20 protein-coding genes are annotated in these 24,992 nt (G+C 69.8%); 12 read left to right on the top strand and 8 right to left on the bottom strand.

The genetic code is table 11. The annotated features are described in order from the left end of the window. Positions 1–72 precede the first annotated feature (72 nt). From QC180_RS03300 to QC180_RS03290, 3 genes are all read left to right on the top strand, one after another. Complete coding sequence (locus QC180_RS03300; protein ID WP_474646387.1) at positions 73–2,382, top strand: transglycosylase domain-containing protein; 2,310 nt, start codon at positions 73–75, stop codon at positions 2,380–2,382. A 152-nt stretch (positions 2,383–2,534) separates the two neighbouring features. Further along, complete coding sequence (locus QC180_RS03295; RefSeq protein WP_278261038.1) at positions 2,535–2,996, top strand: GyrI-like domain-containing protein; 462 nt, start codon at positions 2,535–2,537, stop codon at positions 2,994–2,996. A 2-nt stretch (positions 2,997–2,998) separates the two neighbouring features. Then, positions 2,999–3,430: a GyrI-like domain-containing protein gene (locus tag QC180_RS03290; RefSeq protein ID WP_278261037.1), complete on the top strand. Its 432-nt coding sequence runs from the start codon at positions 2,999–3,001 to the stop codon at positions 3,428–3,430. A 58-nt stretch (positions 3,431–3,488) separates the two neighbouring features. On the opposite strand, the gene QC180_RS03285 is transcribed toward QC180_RS03290, so the two are convergent. Further along, complete coding sequence (locus tag QC180_RS03285) at positions 3,489–4,598, bottom strand: inositol-3-phosphate synthase (protein ID WP_278261036.1); 1,110 nt, start codon at positions 4,596–4,598, stop codon at positions 3,489–3,491. Further along, complete coding sequence (locus tag QC180_RS03280; protein ID WP_278261035.1) at positions 4,591–5,148, bottom strand: PadR family transcriptional regulator; 558 nt, start codon at positions 5,146–5,148, stop codon at positions 4,591–4,593. Before QC180_RS03280 ends, QC180_RS03285 begins: the two co-directional genes overlap by 8 nt. Before the next feature lie 382 nt (positions 5,149–5,530). On the opposite strand from QC180_RS03280, the gene QC180_RS03275 reads away from it, so the two are divergent. The 3 genes from QC180_RS03275 (at position 5,531) to QC180_RS03265 (ending at position 10,813) form a co-directional block, all read left to right on the top strand. Further along, on the top strand, positions 5,531–5,950 hold the full coding sequence (locus QC180_RS03275; protein ID WP_278261034.1) for a DUF5318 domain-containing protein: 420 nt from the start codon (positions 5,531–5,533) through the stop codon (positions 5,948–5,950). A gap of 918 nt (positions 5,951–6,868) precedes the next feature. Beyond that, positions 6,869–9,052, top strand: coding sequence for a transglycosylase domain-containing protein (locus tag QC180_RS03270; RefSeq protein WP_278261197.1), 2,184 nt, complete (start codon positions 6,869–6,871; stop codon positions 9,050–9,052). A gap of 81 nt (positions 9,053–9,133) precedes the next feature. Continuing rightward, a complete protein-coding gene (locus QC180_RS03265) occupies positions 9,134–10,813 on the top strand; it encodes a glycosyltransferase family 87 protein (protein ID WP_278261196.1) in 1,680 nt (559 codons plus the stop codon). On the opposite strand, the gene QC180_RS03260 is transcribed toward QC180_RS03265, so the two are convergent. After that, on the bottom strand, positions 10,814–12,340 hold the full coding sequence (locus tag QC180_RS03260) for a TerD family protein (protein ID WP_278261033.1): 1,527 nt from the start codon (positions 12,338–12,340) through the stop codon (positions 10,814–10,816). It lies immediately after the preceding gene. A gap of 6 nt (positions 12,341–12,346) precedes the next feature. Next, on the bottom strand, positions 12,347–13,708 hold the full coding sequence (locus QC180_RS03255; protein ID WP_278261032.1) for a TerD family protein: 1,362 nt from the start codon (positions 13,706–13,708) through the stop codon (positions 12,347–12,349). 171 nt (positions 13,709–13,879) lie between these two features. Between QC180_RS03255 and QC180_RS03250 the strand changes: the two genes are divergently transcribed. The 4 genes from QC180_RS03250 (at position 13,880) to QC180_RS03235 (ending at position 17,137) form a co-directional block, all read left to right on the top strand. Further along, positions 13,880–14,503 (top strand): AIM24 family protein, encoded by a 624-nt coding sequence (locus QC180_RS03250; RefSeq protein WP_278261031.1) that lies wholly within the window; start codon positions 13,880–13,882, stop codon positions 14,501–14,503. A 7-nt stretch (positions 14,504–14,510) separates the two neighbouring features. After that, positions 14,511–15,209, top strand: coding sequence for an AIM24 family protein (locus tag QC180_RS03245; RefSeq protein WP_278261030.1), 699 nt, complete (start codon positions 14,511–14,513; stop codon positions 15,207–15,209). Positions 15,210–15,213: 4 nt separating this feature from the next. Beyond that, positions 15,214–15,978, top strand: a complete 765-nt coding sequence (locus QC180_RS03240; protein ID WP_278261029.1) for an AIM24 family protein — start codon at positions 15,214–15,216, stop codon at positions 15,976–15,978. A 109-nt stretch (positions 15,979–16,087) separates the two neighbouring features. Then, positions 16,088–17,137 carry an alpha/beta hydrolase gene (locus QC180_RS03235; protein ID WP_278261028.1) on the top strand — a complete coding sequence of 350 codons (1,050 nt, stop codon included), beginning with the start codon at positions 16,088–16,090 and terminating at the stop codon, positions 17,135–17,137. Positions 17,138–17,186: 49 nt separating this feature from the next. On the opposite strand, the gene QC180_RS03230 is transcribed toward QC180_RS03235, so the two are convergent. From QC180_RS03230 to QC180_RS03215, 4 genes are read right to left on the bottom strand one after another with little or no spacing between them, the layout of a single operon-like run. Continuing rightward, positions 17,187–17,996 carry an HAD family hydrolase gene (locus tag QC180_RS03230; protein ID WP_278261195.1) on the bottom strand — a complete coding sequence of 270 codons (810 nt, stop codon included), beginning with the start codon at positions 17,994–17,996 and terminating at the stop codon, positions 17,187–17,189. 38 nt (positions 17,997–18,034) lie between these two features. Further along, positions 18,035–20,581, bottom strand: coding sequence for a phosphoribosyltransferase (locus tag QC180_RS03225; RefSeq protein ID WP_278261027.1), 2,547 nt, complete (start codon positions 20,579–20,581; stop codon positions 18,035–18,037). Beyond that, positions 20,578–21,789, bottom strand: coding sequence for an HpcH/HpaI aldolase/citrate lyase family protein (locus tag QC180_RS03220; protein WP_278261026.1), 1,212 nt, complete (start codon positions 21,787–21,789; stop codon positions 20,578–20,580). Before QC180_RS03220 ends, QC180_RS03225 begins: the two co-directional genes overlap by 4 nt. Positions 21,790–21,831: 42 nt before the next feature. Beyond that, positions 21,832–22,947 (bottom strand): hypothetical protein, encoded by a 1,116-nt coding sequence (locus QC180_RS03215; protein WP_278261025.1) that lies wholly within the window; start codon positions 22,945–22,947, stop codon positions 21,832–21,834. Positions 22,948–23,231: 284 nt separating this feature from the next. On the opposite strand from QC180_RS03215, the gene QC180_RS03210 reads away from it, so the two are divergent. Both QC180_RS03210 and QC180_RS03205 read left to right on the top strand, forming a co-directional pair. Beyond that, entirely contained in the window at positions 23,232–23,807 is a 576-nt protein-coding gene (locus QC180_RS03210) for a TerD family protein (protein ID WP_019049996.1), read from the top strand. Positions 23,808–23,877: 70 nt separating this feature from the next. Further along, the gene (locus QC180_RS03205) at positions 23,878–24,978 is read left to right on the top strand and encodes a DUF475 domain-containing protein (RefSeq protein ID WP_278261024.1); all 1,101 of its coding nucleotides are present in this window, start codon (positions 23,878–23,880) and stop codon (positions 24,976–24,978) included. Positions 24,979–24,992 lie beyond the last annotated feature (14 nt).

Raw genomic sequence — 24,992 nt, 5'->3', positions numbered from 1 at the left:
TTCGGCGGCCCGCGCCGGGTAGAGTCGCCTGCATCGCTAGGCAGGTGGGTGTTCTCCTCGCGCGGGAAGGGGATGGTCGTGGCCTCCGACGGTGCAGCGCGCGGCCAGCCACGCAAAGGGGCCGCTCGGCGCGCGCAAGCCGCCCGGCTGGCCTCGGTCGATCCCTACGACGACGATCCGCGACCCGCCCCACGGCCGCGACGGACCAGGGCGCAACGCATCCGACGGCTGCTGCTGGCGCTGTTCATCATCTTCTTCTGTGTGCCGACGCTGCTGTTCGCGGCGATCTACTGGAGTGCGGAGATCCCGGAACCCGCCGAGGTCGCCGTGGAACAACCGGCCACCGTGCTGGCCTCCGACGGCACCACCGAGCTCACCAAATTCATTCCGCCCAAAGGCAATCGGATCCCGATCCCGCTGACCGACGTGCCGATTCCGGTGCGCGACGCGGTGCTCGCGGCCGAGGACCGCAATTTCTACACCAACCCCGGCTACTCCACCAGCGGCTTCCTGCGCGCGGCCCGCGACAACGTGCTGGGCAACGACAACGCGGGCGGCGGTTCCACGATCACCCAGCAGTACGTGAAGAACGCCTTCCTGAGCTCGGAACGCACCGTCACCCGCAAGATGCGCGAGTTGATCATCGCGGCGAAGATGGCGCGGCAGTGGAGCAAGGAGGACATCCTCGCCGCCTACCTCAACACCATCTATTTCGGGCGCGGCGCCTACGGCATCGCGGCGGCGGCCAAGGCGTACTTCGGCAAACCGGTGCCGGAGCTGACCCTGGCCGAGGGCGCGGTGCTGGCGGCGGTGATCCGCTCGCCCTCGGTACTCGATCCGGAAACCCACGTCGACCAGCTGCGGGCGCGCTGGCAGTACGTCCTCGACGGCATGGTGGAGATGAACGTGCTCGCTCCGGGCGACCGCGACGCCACCGAGTTCCCGGAGATCCTGCCGCTGGCCGACCTGCCCGCCGAACCCGCCGCGCTCGGCCCCGAGGGCCACATCCGCACCCAGGTGCTGCGCGAACTGCGCGCCGCCGGACTCACCGACGCCGACATCAACACCGGCGCACTGCAGATCACCACCACCATCGACGCCGCCGCCCAGGCGGGCGCGGTCGACTCGGTGCGCGAACGCCTGTCCTGGCAGCCGCCGGAACTGCGCGCCGCGGTGGTGTCGATCGATCCGCGCAGCGGCGCGGTGCGGGCCTATTACGGCGGCGAGGACGGCACCGGTTTCGATTTCGCGCAGGCGCCGTTGCAGACCGGTTCCTCGTTCAAGGTCTTCGCGCTCGTCGCCGCCCAGCAGCAGGGCATCCCGGTGACCAGGGCGATCGACAGTTCCCCGATTCGCGACCGGGGCACCGAGATCACCAACGACAGCGGTGATTCCTGCGGGCAGTGCCCGCTCACCGAGGCGCTCAAGCGCTCGCTGAACACCAGCTTCTACCGGCTCACCATGACCATGGCCGACGGGCCGCGCTCGATCGCCCAGGCCGCCCACCTGGCCGGGATCCCGGAGACCATCCCCGGCCTCGACCACGAGACGCTCACCGAGGCGGGCGGACCGCCGCTGAACGGAATCGTGTTGGGCCAGTATCAGGTTCGCGCGATCGACATGGCCTCGGCGTACGCGACGCTGGCCGATCGGGGGGTCTACCGGCAGCCGTACTTCGTCCAGCGGGTCACCAAGGGTGACGGCACGGTGCTGCTGGATCGCGGCGCGGACTACGGGGTGGGGCGCTCGGTGCCCGAGCCCGAGCAGCGCATTCCGGCGAGCATCGCCGACAACACCACCCAGGCCATGCTGCCCATCGCCAACTACTCCAACGGGCACGGGCTGGCCGAGGGCAGGCCGTCGGCGGCCAAGACCGGCACCACCCAGCTCGGCGAGAGCAAGGACAACAAGGACGCCTGGATGATCGGCTACACGCCGTCGCTGTCGACGGCGGTGTGGGTGGGCACCGAGCAGCCGCAGCCGCTGCGCACCGGCGGTGGCGGCGCGATCTACGGGTCGGGACTGCCCTCCGACATCTGGAAACAGGTGATGGACACCGCCCTGGCCGGTACGCCGATCGAACAGTTCGAGGTACCGCCGCTGGGCAATCCGGTCGGGCCCGCGCCCACCCGCGGCGGGGGCGACTACGACATCCTCAATCCGCCGACCAGCAGGCGCAGTCCGCCGCCGCTGATCATCACCCCACCGGCGGCCGGACCGGGCCTCACCGACCCGGTGACCCCGCCGACCTCGACTCCCGGCCTGTTCGACCCGCCCACGAGCGCCCCGCGTACCCCGGCGCCGGTGATCATCATTCCGCCCGCGCCGCAGCCGACGCAGCCGGGCGAACTCTTCCCCGGCCTCGGCGGCGGGGGCCGGTAGATCACGGATTGGCCACCGGGACCCCGCGCTTGCGCGGACATGGCAACATCGTTGGCCAGAGCGCGAACGAGCCCGGCGCGGAACCTGTCGTAGCGATGCGGGAAGATGGACGCGCTCGAGCGACGACGAGACTAGACATAGGGGCTACGCAGGTGGATTTCAATGTCGTTGACCGTCCCGAGACGCTGATCGCGGGCACGGTGCTCCGCAGCCCGGCGCTCGCCGTCGAGGGTCCGCGGCGAGCCAAAGTGGTGGAGGCGTGGCGGCATCTGCTGGCGCGTCCGCAGTTACCGGGACCGGTCGCGACCGGGTACGTCGACTTCGCCGCGGAGATCAACTCCTACCTGACCCATATCGTCGGCTACGAGTGCAAGACCCTCGCGGACCTGCAGGTCGGTGACGTGCTCGCCCGCATCCCGGCGGGCCGCTACGCGCGCTTCGCCGCCAGCGGCGAGAACCGGGGCGACGTGATCGTCGCGCTGTGGCGCCAGATCTGGGACGCCGAGGCGGCCGGGGAGTTCGACCGCGCCTACGCCGGGGACTACGAGCTGTACCCCGACGACCACTCGGTGGAGATCTTCGTGTCGCTGAACGGCGAGAAGGGCGGCGAATAGCCATGTCTGTGGATTTCGAGATCGTCACCCTCGACGACGGGCTGATCGCGGGCCTCACCGTGCCGCTGGCCGGTCGCGAGGTGACCGCCCGCGACCTGGACCTGGTGAACTTCACCTGGGACCGCTACCTCTCGCGGGAGAAGACCGTGCCGCGCGCGGCCGCCTACATCGGCCAGAACGACCACGCCGTCGCGGTCCTGGGCTACGAGGTCGAGGGCCTCGACGACATCGACGACGGCGACGTGCTCACCCGCGTCCCCGCGGGCCGCTACGCCAAGTTCGTCGTCTCGGACAAGCCCTACGACCTGCTGCGCACCGCGTGGGCCCAGGTGATCAAGGCGGAGAACGCGGGCACCATCACCCGCTCGCACACCGCCGAACTCGAGCGCTACACCGGGCCGACCAGCGTCGAGGTGTACGTCTCGCTGGACTGAGTGACCGAAAAGGGCCGGGCCCCACGGATTCCGTGGGGCCCGGCCCTCGTCGTACGTCCTACTCGGCGCCGATGATGAAGGCTTCGAGCTGGGTGCGGGCGACGTCGTCGGCGATCTGCTCCGGCGGGGACTTCATCAGGTAGGCCGAGGCCGGGATGACGGGTCCGCCGATGCCGCGGTCCTTGGCGATCTTGGCGGCGCGGACGGCGTCGATGATGATGCCCGCCGAGTTCGGCGAGTCCCACACCTCGAGCTTGTACTCCAGGTTCAGCGGGGCGTCACCGAAGGCGCGGCCCTCGAGGCGCACGTAGGCCCACTTGCGGTCGTCGAGCCACTCCACGTAGTCCGAGGGGCCGATGTGGACGTTGCGGTCGTGCACCTTGCCCGCCAGCGAACCGGTGAGGTTCGAGGTGACGGCCTGGGTCTTGGAGACCTTCTTGGACTCCAGGCGATCACGCTCGAGCATGTTCTTGAAGTCCATGTTGCCGCCGACATTGAGCTGGTAGGTGCGATCCAGCACCACGCCGCGGTCCTCGAACAGCTTGGCCATCACGCGGTGGGTGATGGTCGCGCCGACCTGGGACTTGATGTCGTCGCCGACGATCGGGACACCGGCGTCGACGAACTTCTGCGCCCAGACCGGGTCGGAGGCGATGAACACCGGCAGCGCGTTGACGAAGGCCACGTTCGCGTCGATGGCGCACTGGGCGTAGAACTTGTCCGCCTCTTCCGAACCCACGGGCAGGTAGGAGACGAGCACGTCGACCTGGGCGTCCTTCAGAGCCTTGACGACGTCGACCGCCGGGGCCTCGGACTGCTCGATGGTCTGCGCGTAGTACTTGCCGATGCCGTCGAGGGTCGGGCCACGCTGGACCGTCACGTCGGTCGGCGGCACATCGGAGATCTTGATGGTGTTGTTCTCGCTGGCGAAGATCGCCTCGGCCAGGTCGAAACCGACCTTCTTGGCGTCGACATCGAACGCGGCGACGAACTTCACGTCCTTGACGTGATAGGGACCGAACTTGACGTGCATGAGGCCGGGAACGGTCGAGTTCTCGTCGGCGTCCTTGTAGTACTGCACGCCCTGCACCAGCGACGACGCGCAGTTGCCCACACCGACGATCGCGACGCGAACTTCGCCGGACCCAACCTTGTTGACATCACTCATGGCCGCTCTTTCCCTCTTTCTGTGGTGCCGCCTTCGTCGATTGCTCCGCCGCAATCAACTCGTTGAGCCAGCGCACTTCGCGCTCGCTTGATTCCAATCCGAGCTGGTGGAGCTGGCTCGTGTAGCGATCCAGCGAGCCCGAAGCCCGTTTGATCGCCTCGCGCAGCCCCTCTCGGCGCTCCTCGACCTGACGTCGCCTGCCCTCGAGAATCCGCATCCTTGCCTCGGCAGGAGTGCGGCTGAAGAAGGCGAGGTGAACGCCGAAGCCGTCATCGGTGTAGTTCTGCGGACCGGTGTCGGCGAGGAGTTCGTTGAACCGTTCCCGCCCGACCGGCGTCAGCCGGTAGACGCGGCGCGCACGGCGCGCGGTCGCGCCCTCCGGAATCTCCTCGGCGATCAACCCGTCGGACTGCATTCTGCGCAGCGTGGGGTAGAGCGACCCGTAGGAGAAGGCCCGGAACGCACCGAGCAGGCCCGTCAGCCGCTTGCGCAGCTCGTAACCGTGCATGGGCGCGTCCAGGAGCAGGCCGAGAATCGCCAATTCGAGCACTGCCGACCTCACTCCCTGCACTATGTCGGCCCGACAGACCGAACAGACCTAACCGATGGATGCGAGTACCAACTATATCGGAGCGATATAACAGGGCATAGCCGAATGACGCACATCACTGCGTCCTGGCTGGTGAGGCGGTCGCGCGCGGGCACCGCGGCGACGCGGGGGTCGCTGGCGGCGTCAAGCACGGTCGACACCGGTGCGCGATCGATATCACGCGCCCGCGGCGCGGAATCGACGGTGCGTGGGTCGGCCCGGAATCAGCCGTTGCCCTGGTATCTCCCACCTGCGGAAACGTCCGGGGGCCCGCGGAACGGTCGGCGGGCCGATGATGCGGTGCCCACTACCGCCCGATTCAAACCCCGCTACTCTGGTGATCGTGCGAATTCAGCGGCAGGTGGTCGACTATGCGCTCCGGCGCAGGTCGCTGCTGGCCGACGTCTACGCGGGACGGGTGGGCGTCGCCGAGGTGTGCGACGCGAATCCCTACCTGCTCCGGGCCGCCAAGTTCCACGGCCGGGGCAGTGAGGTCACCTGCCCGATCTGCCGGAAAGAGCAACTGACCTTGGTTTCCTGGGTGTTCGGTGACGGACTCGGCCAGGCGGCCGGGTCGGCTCGGACCCCGGAGGAACTGATCAGGATGGCGGAGTCGAACGAGGAGTTCTCGGTGCATGTCGTCGAGGTGTGCCGCTCGTGCAGCTGGAACCACCTGGTGCAGTCGTATGTGCTCGGATCGGCGCCCGCGCCGACCCGGCGTCGGACGAGTTCGCGAGCGGGGCGGCGTTCTGTCGCCGAGTGACAGCGCCACCCCCGTGAGGCACTGCTGTTCAGGGTGCAAGGTATCCGCGCCGGTTCTCCGGCGCGGATGTCGTGTGCCGGTTGAACCTTACAAGTTATGGAGATCTGGTCAGTGAGTTCGCCCTACGAGCCCTCCCCCTTCGGTGACGATCCGCGCGGCGGCCGTCCGGCGCGGGACGCGCAATCGGGTCTCCCCCCTCAGTCGGGTCAGCCGCCGCGTCGGCCGATGCCGCCCAACGGGCCGCGCCAAGGCGGACCCGGCCAGGGCGCTCCCGGACCGGGCGCGCGGGGACCGGTGCCGGGTGGACGCGGTCCGCAGGGCGGTCCGCCGCCGAATCGGCAACAGGGACCGCCGCCGGGTGGCCAGCCGCCACGTCGGCCGGGTCCGCCGCCGCAGCGTCCGGGTGGTCCCCAGGGCGGCCCGCCCCCGCGTGGCGGCGACCCCACCCAGCGCGCCGGTGGTCCGGCGAGCGGGCCGACCCAGCGCGTGAACGGTCCGCAGAGCGGACCGACCCAGCGTGTCGGGGCGCCGCGGCCGAACGGTCCGCAGGGGCCGGGCAGGCAGCCGGGTCGTCCCGGTGGCGTGCCCGCGGCCGGTGCCACCCAGAAACTTCCGCGTCCGGGCACACCCGACGAACCGACCGTGCGCGCCGGGCAGACCGGTGCGGGCCGCGCCGTGCGCGACGGCGCCGACGATGTGAACCGCACCACCCGTGCCGGTGCGGCCGGTACCGCCCGGCCCGGTGCCGGACGCCGCCCCGGCGGCCCCACCACCGGCGAGCGCCGGGCCACCGGCACCGGCGGCACCCCGCCGCCGACCGGTCCGCGCAACCGCCGCGACGGCGGGGGCGACGACGGCTCCGGTAGTGATGGTTCGGTGACCAAGAAGAAGTTCCCCTGGCGGGGCGTGCGCCGGACCATGTATGTCCTGATGGCGCTGGCCATCGTCGTGCCGAGCGCGGTGTTCCTGGTCGCCTACACGGCGGTGTCGGTGCCCAAGCCGGGCGATCTGGAGACCAACCAGGTCGCCATGATCTATGCCGCCGATGGCACCACCGAGATCAGCAAGGTGGTTCCGCCGCAGGGCAACCGCACCGAGGTGTCGATCGATCAGATCCCGCCGCACGTGCGCAACGCCGTGATCGCCGCCGAGGACCGCGACTTCTACACCAACCCCGGCTTCTCGGTGTCGGGCTTCGCGCGCGCCGCCCGCGACAACGTCCTGGGCAAGGAGAGCGCCGGTGGTGGTTCGACCATCACCCAGCAGTACGTGAAGAACGCGCTGGTCGGTGACGAGCGGTCGATGACGCGCAAGATGCACGAGCTGGTGATCTCGGCCAAGATGGCCCGCCAGTGGAGCAAGGAAGACATCCTCGCCGCCTACCTCAACACCATCTACTTCGGCCGCGGCGCCTATGGCATCGACGCCGCCGCCAAGGCCTACTTCGGCAAGCCGGTGCAGGAACTGACCGTGTCCGAGGGCGCGGTGCTGGCCGCGACCATCCAGCTGCCCTCGCTGCTGGACCCGGAGAAGAACCCCGACGGCGCCAAGGCGCGCTGGAACTATGTGCTCGACGGCATGGTCAGCGGCAACAACCTGGCCCCCGGCGAGCGGGCCTCGATGCAGTACCCGCAGGTGGTCACGCTGGCCTCGCTCAACGAGGGCGACGAGGACGAGGGTCCGGGCGGCCTGGTGAAGAACCAGGTGCTCAAGGAGCTCTCGGCCGCGGGCATCAGCGAGCAGCAGCTCAACACCGAGGGCCTGCAGATCACCACCACGATCGACCCGAAGGCGCAGGAGGCGGCGGTCAACGCCGCCCAGAAGAACCTCGAGGGCGAGCCGGAGAACCTGCGCACCGCGGTGGTCTCGGTCGACCCGCGCAGCGGTGCCGTGCGCGCCTACTACGGCGGCAACGACGGCCAGGGCTTCGACTTCGCCAATGCCGGTCTGCCGACCGGCTCCTCGTTCAAGGTGATCGGCCTGGCCGCCAACCTCGAGCAGGGCATCCCGCTCTCGCAGCTCTACGACAGCTCGCCGATCACCGTCAACGGCATCGAGATCGGCAATGTCGAGGGCGAGTCGTGTGGCATGTGCACCATCGCCGAGGCGCTCAAGCGCTCGCTGAACACCAGCTTCTACCGCATGCAGCTCGACATGCAGGGCGGTCCGCAGAAGATCCGCGAAATGGCCTACAAGCTGGGCATTCCCGAGGAACTGCCGGGCATCGGCGAGACGCTGACCGAGCCGGGCGGCGCCGGTCCGAACAACGGCATCGTGCTGGGTCAGTACCAGACCCGCCCGCTGGACATGGCCTCCGCCTACGCCACGCTGGCCGCCTCCGGCATCTACCACGCCCCGCACTTCGTGCAGCGCGTGGTGACCGCCGACGGTCAGGTGCTGCTCGACCGCGGCGAGCCCGCCGGTGAGCAGCGGGTGAGCGCGGCCGTGGCCGACAACGTCACCGCCGCGATGAAGCCGATCGCGGCCTACTCGCGCAACCACAACCTGGCCGGTGGCCGGGAGTCGGCGGCCAAGACCGGTACCCACCAGCTCGGTGACACCGGCAACAACCGCGACGCCTGGATGGTCGGCTACACCCCGTCGCTGTCCACCGCGGTGTGGGTCGGTACCGAGCAGGGCGATCCGCTGCGCAACTACGGCGGCGGCAGCATCTACGGTTCGGGTCTGCCCTCCGACATCTGGAAGTCCACGATGGACGGCGCGCTCTCGGGGACGAGCAACGAGTCGTTCCCCAAGCCCGCCCCGATCAAGGGCCAGGCCGGTGTGCCGGAGTGGTCGGCGCCCTACACCGCGCCCTCCACCACCGCCCCGACCTTCGCCCCGCCGGTGATCGTGCCCTCCGAGGTGGAGATCTTCCCCGGCGTGCGCATCCCGGTGCCCGGCGTGCAGCAGCAGCCCGCGACGCCGCAGTCGCAGCAGACACCGGAGACCACCGGCGCCGGACCGCTGCCCGGTCAGCCGGTGGCGCCCCCGGACGGCGGCTCGCCCGGCGGCACCACCCCGACCACCAGGCCGGGCGCGGGCGGCAACAACGACGACGAGAGCAGCGGCGCGGGAGCCACACCGACCCGTTCGCGATAGTCACCGGTAGCCTCGAATGTCGTGACCGACCAGCAACTCACGGAACCCCCGGCTTCCAGTGGTAACCCGCCGGGCCGTGCGCTGCGGTATGTCGCGCCCGCCACGCTGGCCGCCGACCTGCGTTCGGTCGACGCGCGCGACCGGCCCAGCCGCAACGATTCGCTGACGGCGCAGCTGTCGAGCGTGGTCGGCGGCCCGGTCGGTGAGCACGCGCTGATCGGCCGGGTGCGGTTCTGGACGCCGCTGCGGGTGATGTTCGCCTTCACCGTGGTGTTCCTGGCGCTGGGCTGGTTCACCAAGGCGGGCTGCATCCAGCAGACCGACAACGGCGCGGGCGGGCTGATGCTCGACTGGAACAACGGCCGCCAGTACGTGGCCATGTGCTACTCGGACACGGTGCCGCTCTACGGCGCCGAACGCCTCGACGAGGGCGCCTTCCCGTACAAGAAGTTCTGGATCGAGAAGACCCCCGACGGCGGCACCGAGACCAGGTACATGGAGTATCCGGTGCTGTCCGGCCTCTACCAGTACGCGGCCGCGCAGATCGCCAATGTCTGGAACCACCTGCCGCTGCCGGGCGCGCTGTCGGTGGTGATGTACTTCAACATCGTCGCGCTGGGGCTGTCGATGGGCTGGCTGATCACCGTGTGGGCCTCCTCGCGACTAGCCGGGCGGCGGGTCTGGGATGCCGCGCTGATCGCGGTCTCGCCGCTGGTGATCGTGCACGCCTTCACCAACTTCGACGCGCTGGCGACGGCGTTCGCGGCCACCGGCCTGCTGGCCTGGGCCCGACGCAAACCGGTGCTGGCTGGCATCCTGCTCGGTCTCGGTGGCGCGGCAAAGCTGTATCCGCTGCTGCTGCTCGGTCCCATCGTGGTGCTGTGCCTGCGCACCGATCCGATGCGGCGTCAGCCCGCCGCGCGCGCCGGACTGCGCCTGCGCGATATCGACAGCCTGGACTCGCTGCGCGTCTACCTGCGCGAAACCCCCGCGCGCACCCATCTTTTCGCGCTGCGCCCGCTCGGTGCCGCCACACTCACCGTGTGCGCCGCGGTGGGTACCTGGATCGCGGTGAACCTGCCGATCGCGGTGCTCTATCCCGAGGGCTGGCGAGAGTTCTTCCGCCTCAACACCACCCGGCACGCCGACCCCGACTCGATCTACAACGTGATCACCTCGTTCACCGGCTGGGGCGGTTTCGACGGACAACTCGACCACGGCCAGCCGCCCACGGTCCTCAACTCCGTCTCGCTGCTGCTGTTCGCCCTGGCCTGCGCCGCCATCGCCTACCTCGCGCTGACCGCCGCCCGCCGCCCGCGCCTGGCGCAACTGTGCTTCCTGGTGGTCGCCGCGTTCCTGCTGACCAACAAGGTGTGGAGCCCGCAGTACTCGCTGTGGCTGGTGCCGCTGGCCGTGCTCGCGCTGCCGCATCGGCGCATCCTGCTGGCCTGGATGACGATCGACGCGCTGGTCTGGGTGCCGCGCATGTACTACTACCTCGGCGAGGACGCCAAGGGCCTGCCCGAACAGTGGTTCACCGGCACTGTGGTGCTGCGCGATCTGGCGGTGCTGGGCCTGTGCGCGCTGATCGTGCACCAGATCCTGCAACCCGGCGACGACCTGGTCCGCCGCGAGTTCGTCGACGACCCCGCCGGTGGCATCCTCGACCGCGCCCCCGACCCGCTGCTGGCCTGGCTGCCGGAGTTCCTGCGCCCCCGGCACGCCTGCACCAGTTCGCGCCCGGCCTCGATGCTGGAGTAGCTACATCCGCAGGTAGCGGGCCTGCAGTTCGGGTTCGGCGGGCAGCATGTCCAGGTCGAGTTCCCACGGGTTGCCGGTCCACGGGTCGAACAGCGGCGTGCCGGGAATCGTCGGCAGGTGCCGACAGGACTGCGCGAGCAACGCCAGCGGACCATCGGCGAATTCGGTGCCACCACTGCCGACGACCACCAGCGACAACCCGATCAGATCGCCGCGCACCATGAGCTGACCCAGGTGCACCACATCGCTGGTCTGGTAGCCGTGCGGGAAGTCGGCGGCCACCAGGACGCGGTGTTCGGCGGGCGGCGTGACCTGTCCACTGTGGTAGGCGATCTCGGCCAGTTCGGCGGCGTGGGCGAGTTCGCCGAGGCGGGCGGAGATATCGCTGTGGTCGGTGATCACCGGCCCCGCCAGCAGCGGAGCCAACGGCGCGGCCAGCCCGCGCAGTCCACCGGAGAGGTCGATCAGGTCCACCCTGGTCGGCTTGTCGGGCAGTGCCGCGACCAGTCGGGCCACCAGCGCGCCGACCACCCGCGACGCGGCGGCGGTGGACTCGGTGTCCACCCACAGCGGCCGATTCAGCGGCACCGGAACGCAATACGGCACCCGCAGCGCGCCGCGATCGAGCGCGTAGAGCTCACCGAGCCGGATGCCGTCGGCGCGCTGGGCGCGGGTGGTCCAGGCCGGGGCCAGCCAGGACGCCAGCGCGGCGGGCATCACGGCGTCGGCCTCGGCGATCTCACGACCGAGCTGGTCGCTGTCGCGCCGGTGATCGGCGTCGGCCAGGGCCACCAGCTCGTCGTGCCTGCGCTGGGCGACGGCCCTGGCGGCGTCGGCGGCGGGGGTGTTGCGGGTCGCCGGGTTCGACACCGCCTCCGACATCTCCTGGTCGAGACGCTTGGTGGCGTAGTCGCGGGCCGAGACCAGCGCGGCGGCCGAGCGGGCGGCGTCCTCGAAGATCATCCACATGCGTTGCAGACCGTGGTCGATCTCGAGCGGAATGCCCGAGGCGGGCGGGGCGGCCGGACGCGGTGCGGTCTGCGTGGGTGCGCTGGCCTGCGCGGGCACCGGCACCGGCACACCGTGGGTGCTCAGCAGCTGCGCGCTGCCCCCGGCGTAGCCCTGACCGAGCGCGCGCAACTTCCAGCCGCCGCCGCGCCGATACACCTCGAGGCAGATCAGCGCGCTCTCCCCCGCACTGGGGGAGCTGACGAATTCCGCTGCCGGACTGCCGTTCTCGGCCAGCGCCGCGGTGACGTCACCGAGCACCCGCCCGGCGACGACGTAGAGCAGCACGGCGTTGGCCTCGGCCCTGACCTGCGCGAGCGTGAGCTCCACCGCGTCACCGGTGAAGCGCACGCCGGGCGCCGCGGGCCGGGCCGCGCTCACATGGTCGAGTTCGTCGCGGACCCGCAGATCCTCGCCGACCACCAGCGCGCCGAGTTCGACGACACCCGCGGTCCGCGCGGTGAAACGCACGATATCGGCGGTGAGCCCGATGTTCTGCCCCGCCTCGAGGTGGATCACGATCGTTCAGTTCCCGCCCAGGAACCGGCCGAGCTGCGGGACGGCCTCGCCGGGGTGCTTGGCCTGGAAGCCCTCGCCGAGCGCCTGCATCTTCCAGTCCCCGCCCACCCGGTACACCTTGGCCATCGCCATCGCGGTGAACGGCATGCCGCCCGCGAGGGTGTAGCGGGCCAGCTCACCGTTGTTGGCGCCGTCGATCAGGCGGCAGAAGGCGTTCTGCACCTGCTCGAAGGTGTGACCCTTGTAGGAGGTGACGATGAACAGCAGCGTGGAGATGTGCGCCGGGATGCGGGTCAGGTCGACCAGGATCATCTCGTCGTCGCCGTCGCCCTCGCCGGTGAGGTTGTCGCCCTGGTGGCGCACCGAACCGTCCTTGGATGAGAGCTGGCCGTAGTAGGCCACGTCGACGAGGTTGTTGTCGGCGAACAGGCAGACCGAGGCGTCGAGATCGATGTCGACGGTGCGGTTGCCGAACATCCCGCGCGTCTGCACCGGGTCCCAACCGAGGCCCATCTTGACGAAGGTCAGCGCGGCGCCGCCCTCCTTGCGCAGCGTGACCCGCTGCCCCTTCTGCAGGCTGACCGGCCCGTTCTTGCTCAGGCTGACCTCCCCGGAGGGCTGCTGCGGCGGGGGCGGCGGCGCGGCCTGGGTGGGCGGCGGGTATCCGGCACCGGGCGGCGGCGGGTAACCACCACCGGTGGGCGGCTGCTGCGGCGGCGCGGGCGGCGGGTATCCACCACCGGGCGGCGCGTAGGCGGGCGCGGCCTGCTGCGGGTAGCTCGGCGCCGACTGGGCCGGGTAGGCGGGCGGCGCCTGCGGCGGAGGCGGCGGCGCGACCGGCTGCGCGGCGGCGGGCGCGGGCGAATCGTCCACCTGCACACCGTGATCGGTGACCAGCGCGGCGAATCCCCCGGCGTAGCCCTGACCGACCGCGCGCACCTTCCAGCTGCCCTGACGACGGTAGAGCTCGAGCGCGATGACGATCGACTCGGAGTTGAGCCCCTCGATCCGGTACTCGAACAACTGGTTTCCGGCGGCGTCGGAGACGATCGCCGTGGGCGGCGCGGAGCGGCCGAAGTTGCTGTTGGCGTCGTCGAGGGTGATGACGGCGCGGATCTGATCGATGTCGGCGGGCACCGAGGGCAGCGAAACCGCCAGGGAGGCGGGCTGACCCGCCGGACCCGGGCGCAGATCGACACCCGGCCCGCTGGGCTGGTTGTAGAACACGAAATCTGCGTCGGTCCTGACCTTGCCCTGCTCGGTGACGAGAAGTGCGGACAGATCGGCCGGTGCCGTGAGCTGGAGCGAGATCACGACGTCACTGACGGCCAGTGGTCCGTTCTGGCCCTTGGCGAGTGTTGCGGACAAGTTCGACCCTTCTTGTCGATAATTGCTGCTTGTCGTTATTGCTTGCCGGTGGTCTTGTAGTCACTCTACGAGAAACCGGCCGGTGGCGTCCGCGCTCCGGGCAGGCGCGGGTTTCCGCCGAATCGGTTAGGGTGACCTCGCACTAGCGGAGAAGGGGCATCAGGGCCGGTCATGGCGCAATTGTTCGAACAGTCGAAGAAGGTGATCGAGGCGCATCTCGCGGGGACGAGCATCCGCGCGATCGCTGGCTCGATGGTGGCCTACGAAGGCAATGTCCAGTTCAAATCGGCCGGGTTCGGCGGCGGTGAGGGCGTGCTCGCCGGGCTCAAGCGCCGCGCCACCGGCGAGAAGCTGTCGCTGATGGAGTGCGCGGGCAACGGCCGGGTGTTCTTCGCCGTCAACGGCCAGAACGTCACCGTGGTGAACCTCAACAACGAGACCTTGCAGGTGGAGTCGCAGCAGCTGCTCGCCTTCGCGGGCAATCTGCGCACCGACGTGCGCTTCGCCGGAGTGGGCGGGATGTCCTCGGGCAACGGGTTGTTCACCACCACGGTGTCCGGGCAGGGCCAGGTGGCGCTGCTGTCGGCCGGTGGTCCGCTGATCCATCTCGAGGTCTCGCCGCAGTATCCGCTGATCGTGGACCCCGACGCGTTCGTCGCGGCGCGCGGCAATCTCAACCAGTCCTTCGTCACCGACGTGTCCTGGCGGACGGTGGTCGGTCAGGACGCGGGTGAGGCGTTCTCCCTGCGGTGGGACGGCCAGGGCGTGGTGCTGATCCAACCGGCGGAACGGTAGACGGGCGATGTTCGAGAAGGTCAACGGCAAGGTCGTCAAGGTCGACGTCGGGCAGGCGGGCGGCGTGGTCGCGCGCACCGGCGCGATGCTGTTCTACACCGGTCAGGTCGCGTTCGCGCCGCACCAGATCCCGGGCGCTGGCCCTGGCATGGGCGGCGGCGGGCTGATGCGGATGGCCGGGGCCATGATGGCCGGTGAGCACGAGCGCACCATGCTGGCACGCGGAAACGGCGTCGTCCATTACGGTTTCGCCGGGCTCGAGGTACACGTGGTGCAAATGCAGCCGGGCGCGGTGCTGCGGGCGGAAGCCTCGCGGCTGCTGGCCAACACCGCCGGGTTGCAGGCCTCGGTGGTCTCGGTGGCCAGTTCCGGTGGCGGCGGGGGCGGTGGTGGCCTGATGGGCGCGCTGCGCGGCGCCGCCGCTGGCGTGGCGACCGGGCAGGGCATGTTCACCACCCAGCTCAGCGGCCACGGCGCGGCCGTGCTGCTGGCCCACGGTGGCTTCCTGGAATTGCAGGTGGGCGGGCCGAATCCGGTGGTCGTCGACCCGCAGGCGTTCGTCGCCGCCTACGGCAATGTGCAGACCGAGCTCAAGGCCGCCATGAGCTGGCGCGACGCGGTGGGTCGCGGCGCGGGCGAGGCGATGCAGCTGCATTGCCACGGCCAAGGTGTGGTGTACGTGCAGGCCTCCGAAGAGAAGTTGTGAACCGATGAGCCAAATCCTGTCCCCGATGAATCTCGGTGCCAGCGACAACATCCCGGGCAACGACTACGCCTACTGCATCGACCTGACCGGCCCGTGGTTCATGCGCAAGGGCGCCATGATCGCCTACTACGGCCAGATCCAGTTCCAGCTGCTCTCGCACGGCCTGCAAGGCCATCTCATGCACATGGTGAGCAGCCAGTTCTCCGCGCCGTTGTTCACCGGCGACTACGTGGTGGCCGAGGGCCACGGCAAGCTGATCATCGGTGACCGCGGCTACGACATCAATTCCTTCGACCTCGAGGACGGCAACCTCACCATCCGCGCCGCCAACCTGCTCGCCTTCGAGCCCGGCCTGGCGCTCAAGCAGTCGATCGTGCCCGGCTTCCTCACCCTGATCGGCACCGGCAAGTTCCTGGCCTCCTCCAACGGCCCGGTGATCTTCGCCGAGCCGCCGCTGCGGGTGGACCCGGAGTCGCTGGTCGGCTGGGCCGACTGCCCGTCGCCCAGTCACCACTACGACCAGGGCTGGATCAGCGGGTTCCTGGCGGCGGGCGCGGCCAGGATGGGCGCCAACTCCGGTGAGGAACGGCAGTTCGACTTCACCGGCGCGGGGACGGTACTGATCCAGTCGACCGAGAAGATCATGAGCGACAACGCGCTGGTCCGCACGATCGAGGGCCAGTTGCAGAGCGGGATCAGCGTGGGCGGTCTGCAGCGCATCCACGGTCTGGTGAGTCAGCAGCTGGCCTCTCAGCAGCAGCACTACTGATCTGAAACGAGAACGGGCCAAAATCTGACGGAGGCGGTGGGGGGACCGCTACCGTGAGCTCCGCCGGGAGGACCACGCCGGTGAGAGTTCGATCAGAGGAGTGGGCGCAGTGCAGCGTCGCAGCATCCGACGGATCGTGGCGGCCGCGCTGTGCGCCGTCACCGCGTCGTTCGTCACCGGGACCACCGCGTCCGCGGCCCCGGCCACCGCGCCCGGCGTCAACATCACCGCCGCCACCGCGCCCAACGGGTCCTACATCGAGAAGATGGAGGTCACCGACGCCCGGCACCTGCGGCTGTACGTGCACTCCGCGGCCATGGACAAGACCTTCCCGGTCGACATCCAGCGCCCCGCCGACACCAGCGCGCCCAAGCCCGCGCTGTATCTGCTCAACGGCGCGGGTGGCGGAATGGACCGCGCGTCCTGGCAGTTGCGCACCGACGCGCTCGACTTCCTGGCCGACAAGGACGTCAATGTCGTGCAGATCATCGGCGGCGCGTGGAGCTTCTACACCGACTGGGAGCGGCCCGATCCCGTGCTCGGGGTGAACAAGTGGCAGACCTACATCGGCGCGGAACTGCCCCCGCTGATCGATGCCGCGCTGGGCACCAATGGCGTCAATGCCATTGCCGGACTGTCGATGTCGGGGGTGCCGGTGCTGAATCTGGCCATCGCGCATCCCGGACTGTTCCGCAGCGCGGCGGTCTACAGCGGGCTCACCCAGGTCAGCGATCCCGCCGGACGGCAGGCGGTGAAGATGACCGTGGAGACCTACGGCGGCGGCGATGTGCGCAATATGTGGGGCCCGCTCGACGGACCCGGCTGGGCCGCCAACGATCCGCTCGTCAACGCCGAGAAGCTACGCGGCACACACCTTTTCGTGTCGACGGGCAATGGCATTCCCGGCATCCACGACCAGCCGGGCGGGCCGTTCCGGATGGAGAAGCCCGCCGACACGCCCAAGACCGTCGCGCTGGGCGCGCTGATCGAGGGCGCGGTGTGGCTGTCCGCGCAGAACCTGCGGGCCCGGCTCGACCAGCTCGGCATCCCCGGCACCTTCGTGTTCCGGGACAGCGGCACCCACTCGTGGGGGTACTGGCAGGACGACTTCAAGGCATCGTGGCCGGTGCTGGCGGCGGGGCTGTTCCCCCAGGGCTGAACCCAGGCGGAGCGCGGGGTGAGGCACGCCCGCACCCCGCGCCGCGGGGTCAGACGGGGTCGCCCACCACCGGCAGCGCGGCCCGCTCGGCCGCGGCGTGGAACCAGTCGAGGATCTCCACCCCGGCCAGGATGCCCGCGGTCTCGGTGACCGTGAGTGCGGGCGCGGTGAAGCCCAGCTCCTCGAGCTCGCCGTGGCGGGGGCGGATCGCGGCGTCGGCGATCTCGAGCATCGGCGCGTCGAGGGCACCGTCTCCTGCGGTGAAAAGCGGTGCGTCCATGGTCAATTCGCCCCCGTCGACCAGCCGACGGCGAACCTCGGTGACGGCCAGACTCTTACAGACCGCATCGGGCATGGTGTAGACCTTGCGCCCCTGCTGCGAGGCCGACCAGCCGTGCGCGCGGCACCAGGCGTCCCACTCGGCCAGGAACCCGGCGGGCACCGCGTCGATCCGAACCACCAGGTAGCAGAACAGCTCGTCGGCCTCGCGATACTTGGTGACCCAGGAGTCGTCGATGCGCGCGCGTAACTCGGCACCCACCTCGGCGAGGGTGGCGCCCGAGGCCCGCACCTGGTCGTCGATGCCCAGACGCCAGGCCGGGTCCGGGATGCCGTCGACCAGAATATTGCCGCCATTGCTGGTGATCGCGTAGCGCCAAGGGGCGCCCGGCAGGGCGATCCGCTGGAACTGCTCGATCGTGCGGGTGGTCGTGGGGACCACCGGCGCCACGGCGGCCAGCGCGCGCAGGCGGTCCACGGCGACGGTGGTCATGTACGACAGAGGCTCGCCCTGGTAGTACTCCACGCACTCCTTCTCGACCATCTCCGCGCCGCCGAAGCCGTTGCGCGAGAAGATCATCGTGCGATCCAGATCAGTGGCGAACAGTGCCGTACCGGTCACTGGGGTAACTCCTTGATCAGGCCCATGCAGGAGTAGGCCAGGTCGGGTACCACTTCCACCGGGACATTGCGCGCCGCGGCGAGCAGGCGGATGTGGGCGTGCTCCGGCGCGTCCGCGTCCCGAACCAGCACCCGCCACGGTACGCGGCGCAACAGCACCCGCGTCGTCTCACCGACCCCCGGCTTCACGAAATTGACTGTGCTGATGCCATATTCGGCCCGTACCCGCTCCACCGACGCCCACCCCGACCAGTCCGGAGTGCGATCGGATGCCCGGAGGGCGGCGACCGCGCCGGGCACCTTCGTTCGGATGGTGCCGAAGGCGGCGGTGACGGCGTCGATCAGCCGGTTGGAGACATCGGCGTGCGCGAGTTCGCGATAGAACTTGGCACCGTGGAACTCGCCGGGGCCGATCAGGGTGTCGTTGAGCACGGTGCGCGAAACCAGGCCGGAGACAGTCGAATTCAGGCAGGCCGAGGCGATGAGGAAATCGTCACGGGTGCCGTAGGTGCGCACGCAGTTGCCCGGGTCGGCCAGCACGGCCAGCTCGTCGTCGAAGCGCGCGCCACCCGCCGCGTGATAGGCGTCGAGCGCTTCGGTGAGTTCGCGGGTGATGGCGCCCTTGCCGGTCCATCCGTCCACGAACACGATCGACGACGGATCATGGTGCTCGGCAAGGTAATCGAGCGCGGTCGCGTCGATCCCCCGCGCGCGCACGATCGACACCGCGTAGTGCGGAACATCCAGCGCCGGACGGCCGATCCCACTGGTCAGCCAGCGACGCATGAGCACGCCGACCGGGGTTCCGGCCCTGGCCAGCGAAACCAGGACGATGTCCGTACCACGTTCGGCGACAACGAGTTCGGCGAGAGTCGCCACCGCCAGCGCCAGCCGCTCGGCGCTCTCGGCGAGCACTCGATCGAACAGCTCCCGATACTCCGCATCCGGCTGGAACTCGACCGGCAGCGACTCTGCGTAATGCGCGAGCCCGGCCTGAATCCGCCGCTCCCGTTCGGCCACATCGGCTTCCAGGTCGACGTCGGACAGGTCCTTGAGCAACCAGGACACGTCTTCGGCCGCGTAGGAACCGAATTCGGGTCCGTGTAGGGCGCGCGGCAACGGCGCCCTCGTGGCAGACGCGGTGGGCGCGGAGGTCGGAGCGGTTCCGGCGCTGGGCTCGGTGGTCACCGGCGGCTCGGCGTTCTCGTCCGGTGTGGCGCGGGCCGCGTGGAGTGTGCGGGGGTCGGCGCCGGGGATTACCGCGAGGAGGACGTCGGCGCCGGACGCGGTGAGGACGTCGACCAGGCCGCCGGGGGCCGTGAGTTCGGGGGTGTCGGCGGGGGGGTCGAGGACGAACAGGAGGAGCGGGGGCTCGGTGGTGTCGGGCCACTGGGCGTTGTAGAGGTAGCGGGCGGCGGTGGGGTCGGGCTCGGGGGCGGTGAAGCGGAAGCCGCGGCGCAGGGGGTAGCCGGGTTCGTCGAGGACGTAGGCCGGGGAGCGGGTGGTGGTCTGGAAGCGGGTGGGGGTGCCTGCGGCGGCGAGCTCGGCGGCCAGGCGCAGCGGGAGGTACATGAGTTCTTCGTGGCCGAGCACGATCACCGGGCGGCCGGGGAACTCGGCGTCCAGGCGCGCGCCGAGCTCGGTGGTGGCCGATTTCAGGGCGAGGTCGAAGGCATCGACATCGGCGCGCAGGGTGCCGTGTCTGCCACCCTCTGGAACCTCGGCGGGCCAGGTCAGGTCGATGCGGTGCGCGGAACCGCGCTGGGCCGCAATCGGATTGAGCTGTGGGTCGGGCAGCGCGGTGACGGTCTCGATCAGGCCGTCGGGCAGTTCGGTGCGGCCCGCGGCCAGGCAGACGGTGTCGATGCGGGCGCCCAGTTCGGCGGCCACTGCCTCGAACTTGGCGTGGTCGGCGGGGGTGCGCATATCGACCAGGGAGGCGAGCACGTAGTGCGCGCGGGGGGCGAAGGCGTGCAGGGCGCGCACGGCGTCGATGGCGGTGTCACCGGTGGAGATCTCGTCGTCGACGAGCACCAGCGGGCGATCGTTGACGAAGATGCTCGCGGGCGCGGGCTGGAGCAGATGCGAGGTGGCGTGCGAGTGCCCCTCCTCGAACCCGGTCAGCGTGGTGGCGCGCGGTTCGGGCCTGCGGGTGGAGTGCAGGTAGCAGTCGGCCTCGAGCCGCGCCGCCACACAGTGCCCCAGCCCGGTCGCGGTCTCGGCGAACCCGAGCACCACCGGCGCACGCTCGGAGAGCTTCTCGCGCACCAGATCCGCCAGCCGCTCCCCCGCCCCGATCACGACCCGAGGATCGGTCGGCAGATGCTTACCCAGCACCGTCGACACCAACAGATGCGCCCGCCGCGGATTGCGCCGCAGACCGGGCACCACCAGCCCACCGATCGTCAGCTCGCCCAGCAGCCCGTCACCGCCTACCGCGCCATCGGCGTCGTCGGAGGGTGTGGTGCCAGCGGTGAAGGACTCGCCGTGGTGGAGTTCGATGCCCAGATGGGCGGTGGCCCAAGGCTTGTCGACGACGCTCATTCGGCGATCATCGCTGTCAGCAGATCCACGAAGGACACTCCTTTGTTCGCCACGCCGAACGCGCGGGCCCGGACCAGGGTCTGGCGGGCCCAGCTGCGGTGCGGGCGCATCTCGTTCATCTTGTTGCGGTATTCCGAGGCCGCGACGCCGCCGACGTCGGCCTCCATGATGTGCAGCGCGTCGGCGTACTCCTCGTGCGTCACCACCGACAGCGCGTGCACGGCGGCCACGTGCGAGGGGTGGATCACCGTCTTGCCCTGGATGCCGTTGGCACGGTCGAGGGTGATCTCGCGCAGCAGGCCGTCCAGATCGCGGCTGACCAGGTACTGCCGGAACGGCACCGCGTCGGACTCCTCGAACGGCGCGGTGCGCAGCAGCGGCCGGAACATGCGTTCGTGATCGGCGAAGTACTCCCAGACCGGGCCGGTGATGATGAAGCCGGTGCCGTCGGCGCGGCCGAGGTAGTTGACGATGTCGGCGATCACGTCGGCCACCACGCGCACGTCGTAGATGGTCAGGTCGCGGTCGCGGCGGATGCCGAAGGTCGAGCACATGTCGGTGGCGCCGATGCGCACCGCGAGCAGCCGCTCCCGGTGCGCGGTCAGCAGCTCGGCGATGGCGGCGAGCTGCTCGTCGCGGGTCTGACGGTGCACCAGGCTGGCCGATTCCAGCACCGGCATCCCGTAGACGCGACGGCCCAGCGCGCCGACCGCGCGGTCCAGCGCGTCCAGGTAGGCGGGCCCGGTGACGGCGTCGAACTTGGGGAAGACGAAGCCGGTGAGCACCTCACGGCCGCGGCCGAGCCGCTCGGCCAGCTCGACAACGGTCTGCGGATCGCGCACGCGCACGAACAGCAGCGGATTGGGGTCGAGGCTGTGCGCGAGCAGGTCCAGGGTGTCCACCGCGTGCTGTTTGGCGGCCTCCACCTGGTGATCGGCGACGGCGTCCTCGAGGTCGATGACCATCGAACACACGCCGCGCGCGGCCCGTCTGCGGATGGTGGCGGCCAGGTCGGGTCTGGTCGCGGGGACGTACAGGGTCGCGCCGAGCGCGGTGGCCAGTAGCTCGCGGTCGTCGGAGCCGACCAGCGGCTCGGGTTCCACCAGGAACAGCTCCCGGCTGCGCGGGCCCTGTAACTGGCGGAAATGTCGCAGCGGGACCTGCTTGTGCAGGCAAACCTCTGTCGCTACGGCGTACCCCGCGGTCATTCCCCCCACCTCATTCGTGCCAAGTCATCTCTACTGAAGGTCCTATGTGCTGTCGTGTTTTCTCATGCGGTCGACTACTCCGGCGATGAACGTCGCGACGGTATCGAGTTCCGTCACGTACGCCCAATAGTCTGGATGACGACCCGTCAGTCCGGAAGCGATGCGATCGAGGCGTTCGGCTTGCGCGTCGAGCACCGAACCCCACTCGGCGACCAGTCCTCGGTCGACCGCGAGCATCTGCGCGTCCCGCAGCCGGAATCGTACGGTGCGGGCCTTCGCGTCGGGGTCGGCACGCACCCCGCGCAACAGTTCGAGCCGTCGGGTGACGGCGTCGACCAGTCGTTCGGCCTCGGCGAGGTGCTCGCGCGCGGTGGCGGTCAGGTCAAGGGCGGTCTCCGGGTCGTGGTCGGCGGCCGCGACCCGCGCTTGCGCCAGCGCAACGTCTGCGGCGTCGATGTCGCGGCGGCTGTCTCGCTCATTGTTGGTCAGATCCGCCGAACTCGCAGCGTTGAACTCGCGCAGCAACGCCGAGTAGGCCGGGCCCAGCGCCGCCCCGCGATTGCGCACCGCGGCCAGCCGGGTGGTCACCGAGGCGATCGCCTTGCTCGCCGCCTCGGCGCGAGAAGGGGCCTGCGCCAACGCATCCGAGAGATCCTTGGTGGCCTGCTGCACCCCCGCCGCCGCCTCGCGCGCGGCCCCGACCGCGCTCAGCGGGTCCACCGCCGACGCTGTGACCAGCGCCTCAGTCACCCGGGCGGCCCCCGCGACGATCGAGGGATACCCCGCGAACCCCGAGGACTCCGCCGCCGCCAGCGCCCGCTCACCCTCCTGACGCACCTGCTGGAGCAACTGCGGCACCGAGGTGCGCACGCTCGCCGCGTGCTCGAGCCCCGCGCGCTGGGCGTGATAGAACTCGTCGACCCCGCGCGCGGCCTCGGTGAGCTGACGCACCAGCGCGTCGGCCCGGCCGGGCCCGTCGGGGACCGGCGTGCCCGCGGCCTCGGCGGCGTCGAGCTCGTCGGTGAAAGCCAGGTAGGCGCCCGCGGCCGCGTAACAGCGCGCCCGCACCGGCTCCCACAGCGCCTCCACCCGGCGTTCCGGGAAGACCTGCTCGCTGGCCACCACACCCGCCTCCGCCGCCGTCTGTCTGCGATCCATGTCGAGGAAAGCGGCCGACGTCGCGGCTCGCGCACCACTGATCCAGCCATGATCCGCCCCGGACCTGAACCAGCCGCGTCTGCGAGGTGTCACCGTCACGTCCTTTCCCCAACCGGGCGCCGTCGCCGGGCGCACACTGCCCGATGGTAGGAGATTCCCCCGGTTCACCTGGGCTGCAGACGGTTCCTACGCAAGATCCGTGAAACCTATTACTGTCGTAGCCGTACCCGGCGATTCGGACATGCTGGGAACCGACACACGAGACCAACCGAAGGGATTCCCGCATGGGTGTCAGTCTGTCCAAGGGCGGCAATGTTTCGCTGACCAAAGAGGCCCCGAACCTGACCGCGGTCGCGGTCGGCCTCGGCTGGGACGTGCGCACCACCACCGGCACCGACTTCGACCTCGACGCGAGCGCGATCGCCACCGGCGCCGACAAGAAGGTCGTCTCCGACAAGCACTTCGTGTTCTTCAACAACCTGAAGTCCCCGGAGGGCGCCATCGAGCACGCCGGTGACAACACCACCGGTGAGGGCGAGGGCGACGACGAGGTCATCAACGTCGACCTGGCCAACACCCCGCCGACCATCGAGAGCATCTTCTTCCCGGTCTCGATCTACGACGCCGAGACCCGCTCGCAGTCGTTCGGCCAGGTGCGCAACGCCTACATCCGCGTCGTCGACCGGGCCAACGGCACCGAGCTGGCGCGCTACGACCTGTCCGAGGACGCCTCGACCGAGACCGCTATGGTCTTCGGCGAGCTGTACCGCAACGGCGCCGAGTGGAAGTTCCGCGCCATCGGGCAGGGTTACGCCTCCGGCCTGGCGGGTATCGCCCGCGACTACGGCGTCAACGTCTAGTCACCATTGCGGATAGGGGGCTCGACACTTTCGGGCCCCCTGTTCGTGTGACACAGAAAGGTCCCTCCGCGTGATTACGCGCATCTTCGGCCTGTCCATCGTCATCACGGTGGCCTCGCTGGTCGTCGCCTACCTCTACGGTGGCGCGACCGCACTGGCACTGTGTGCGATCCTCGGCATCCTCGAGGTGTCGCTGTCGTTCGACAACGCCGTCATCAACGCCACCGTCCTGGAACGGATGAGTGAGTTCTGGCAGCGGATCTTCCTGACTGTCGGCGTCGTCATCGCCGTGTTCGGCATGCGACTGGTCTTCCCGCTGGCGATCGTGTGGATCACCGCCGGACTCAACCCGGTGGACGCGTTCAACCTGGCGCTCAACCCGCCCGCGGACGACGCGGCCTACTTCCCCGACGGCAGCCCCAGCTACGAAACCCTGCTCACCGACGCGCACCCGCAGATCGCGGCGTTCGGTGGCATGTTCCTCGCGCTGCTGTTCCTGAACTTCATCTTCGACGAACGCGAGATCACCTGGTTGAGCTGGCTGGAGCGTCCGCTGGCCAAGGCGGGCAAGCTCGACATGCTCTCGGTGGTCGTCGCCGGTACCGGCCTGGTGCTGGTGGCGGAGTTCCTCGCCGCCGACGACGACCGCTCGACCGTGCTGGTCGCGGGCCTGCTCGGCATGATCGTCTACATCCTGGTCGATGGTCTCGGCTCGATGTTCCACACCGAGGACCTCGAATCCGGCGGCCCGTCCAAGCTGGTCAAGGCGACCGGTAAGGCCGCGTTCTTCCTGTTCCTCTACCTCGAGGTGCTCGACGCGTCGTTCTCCTTCGACGGCGTGATCGGCGCGTTCGCCATCACCTCCGACCCGATCATCATCGCGCTGGGCCTGGGCCTGATCGGCGCGATGTTCGTCCGGTCGATCACGGTGTACCTGGTCCGGCAGGGCACGCTCTCGGAGTACGTGTACCTCGAGCACGGCGCGCACTGGGCCATCGGCGCGCTGGCGACGATCCTGCTGATCTCGATCGGCGTGCACGTCGACGAGCTGATCACCGGCCTGGTCGGCGTGGCGTTCATCGGCGCGGCGCTCATCACGAGCATCATCCGCAACCGCAAGGCGGAGCCCGACGAGGTCGACGAGACCAAGGAGACCGCCCCGGTCAGCTGACCGGTTCGCTCGCC

Origin of the sequence: Nocardia anocheti, assembly GCF_029675105.1 — a bacterium.
Taxonomy (GTDB): domain Bacteria; phylum Actinomycetota; class Actinomycetes; order Mycobacteriales; family Mycobacteriaceae; genus Nocardia.
Note: the sequence above shows the minus strand (reverse complement) of the source record. Positions and strands in the feature narration are given on the sequence as shown.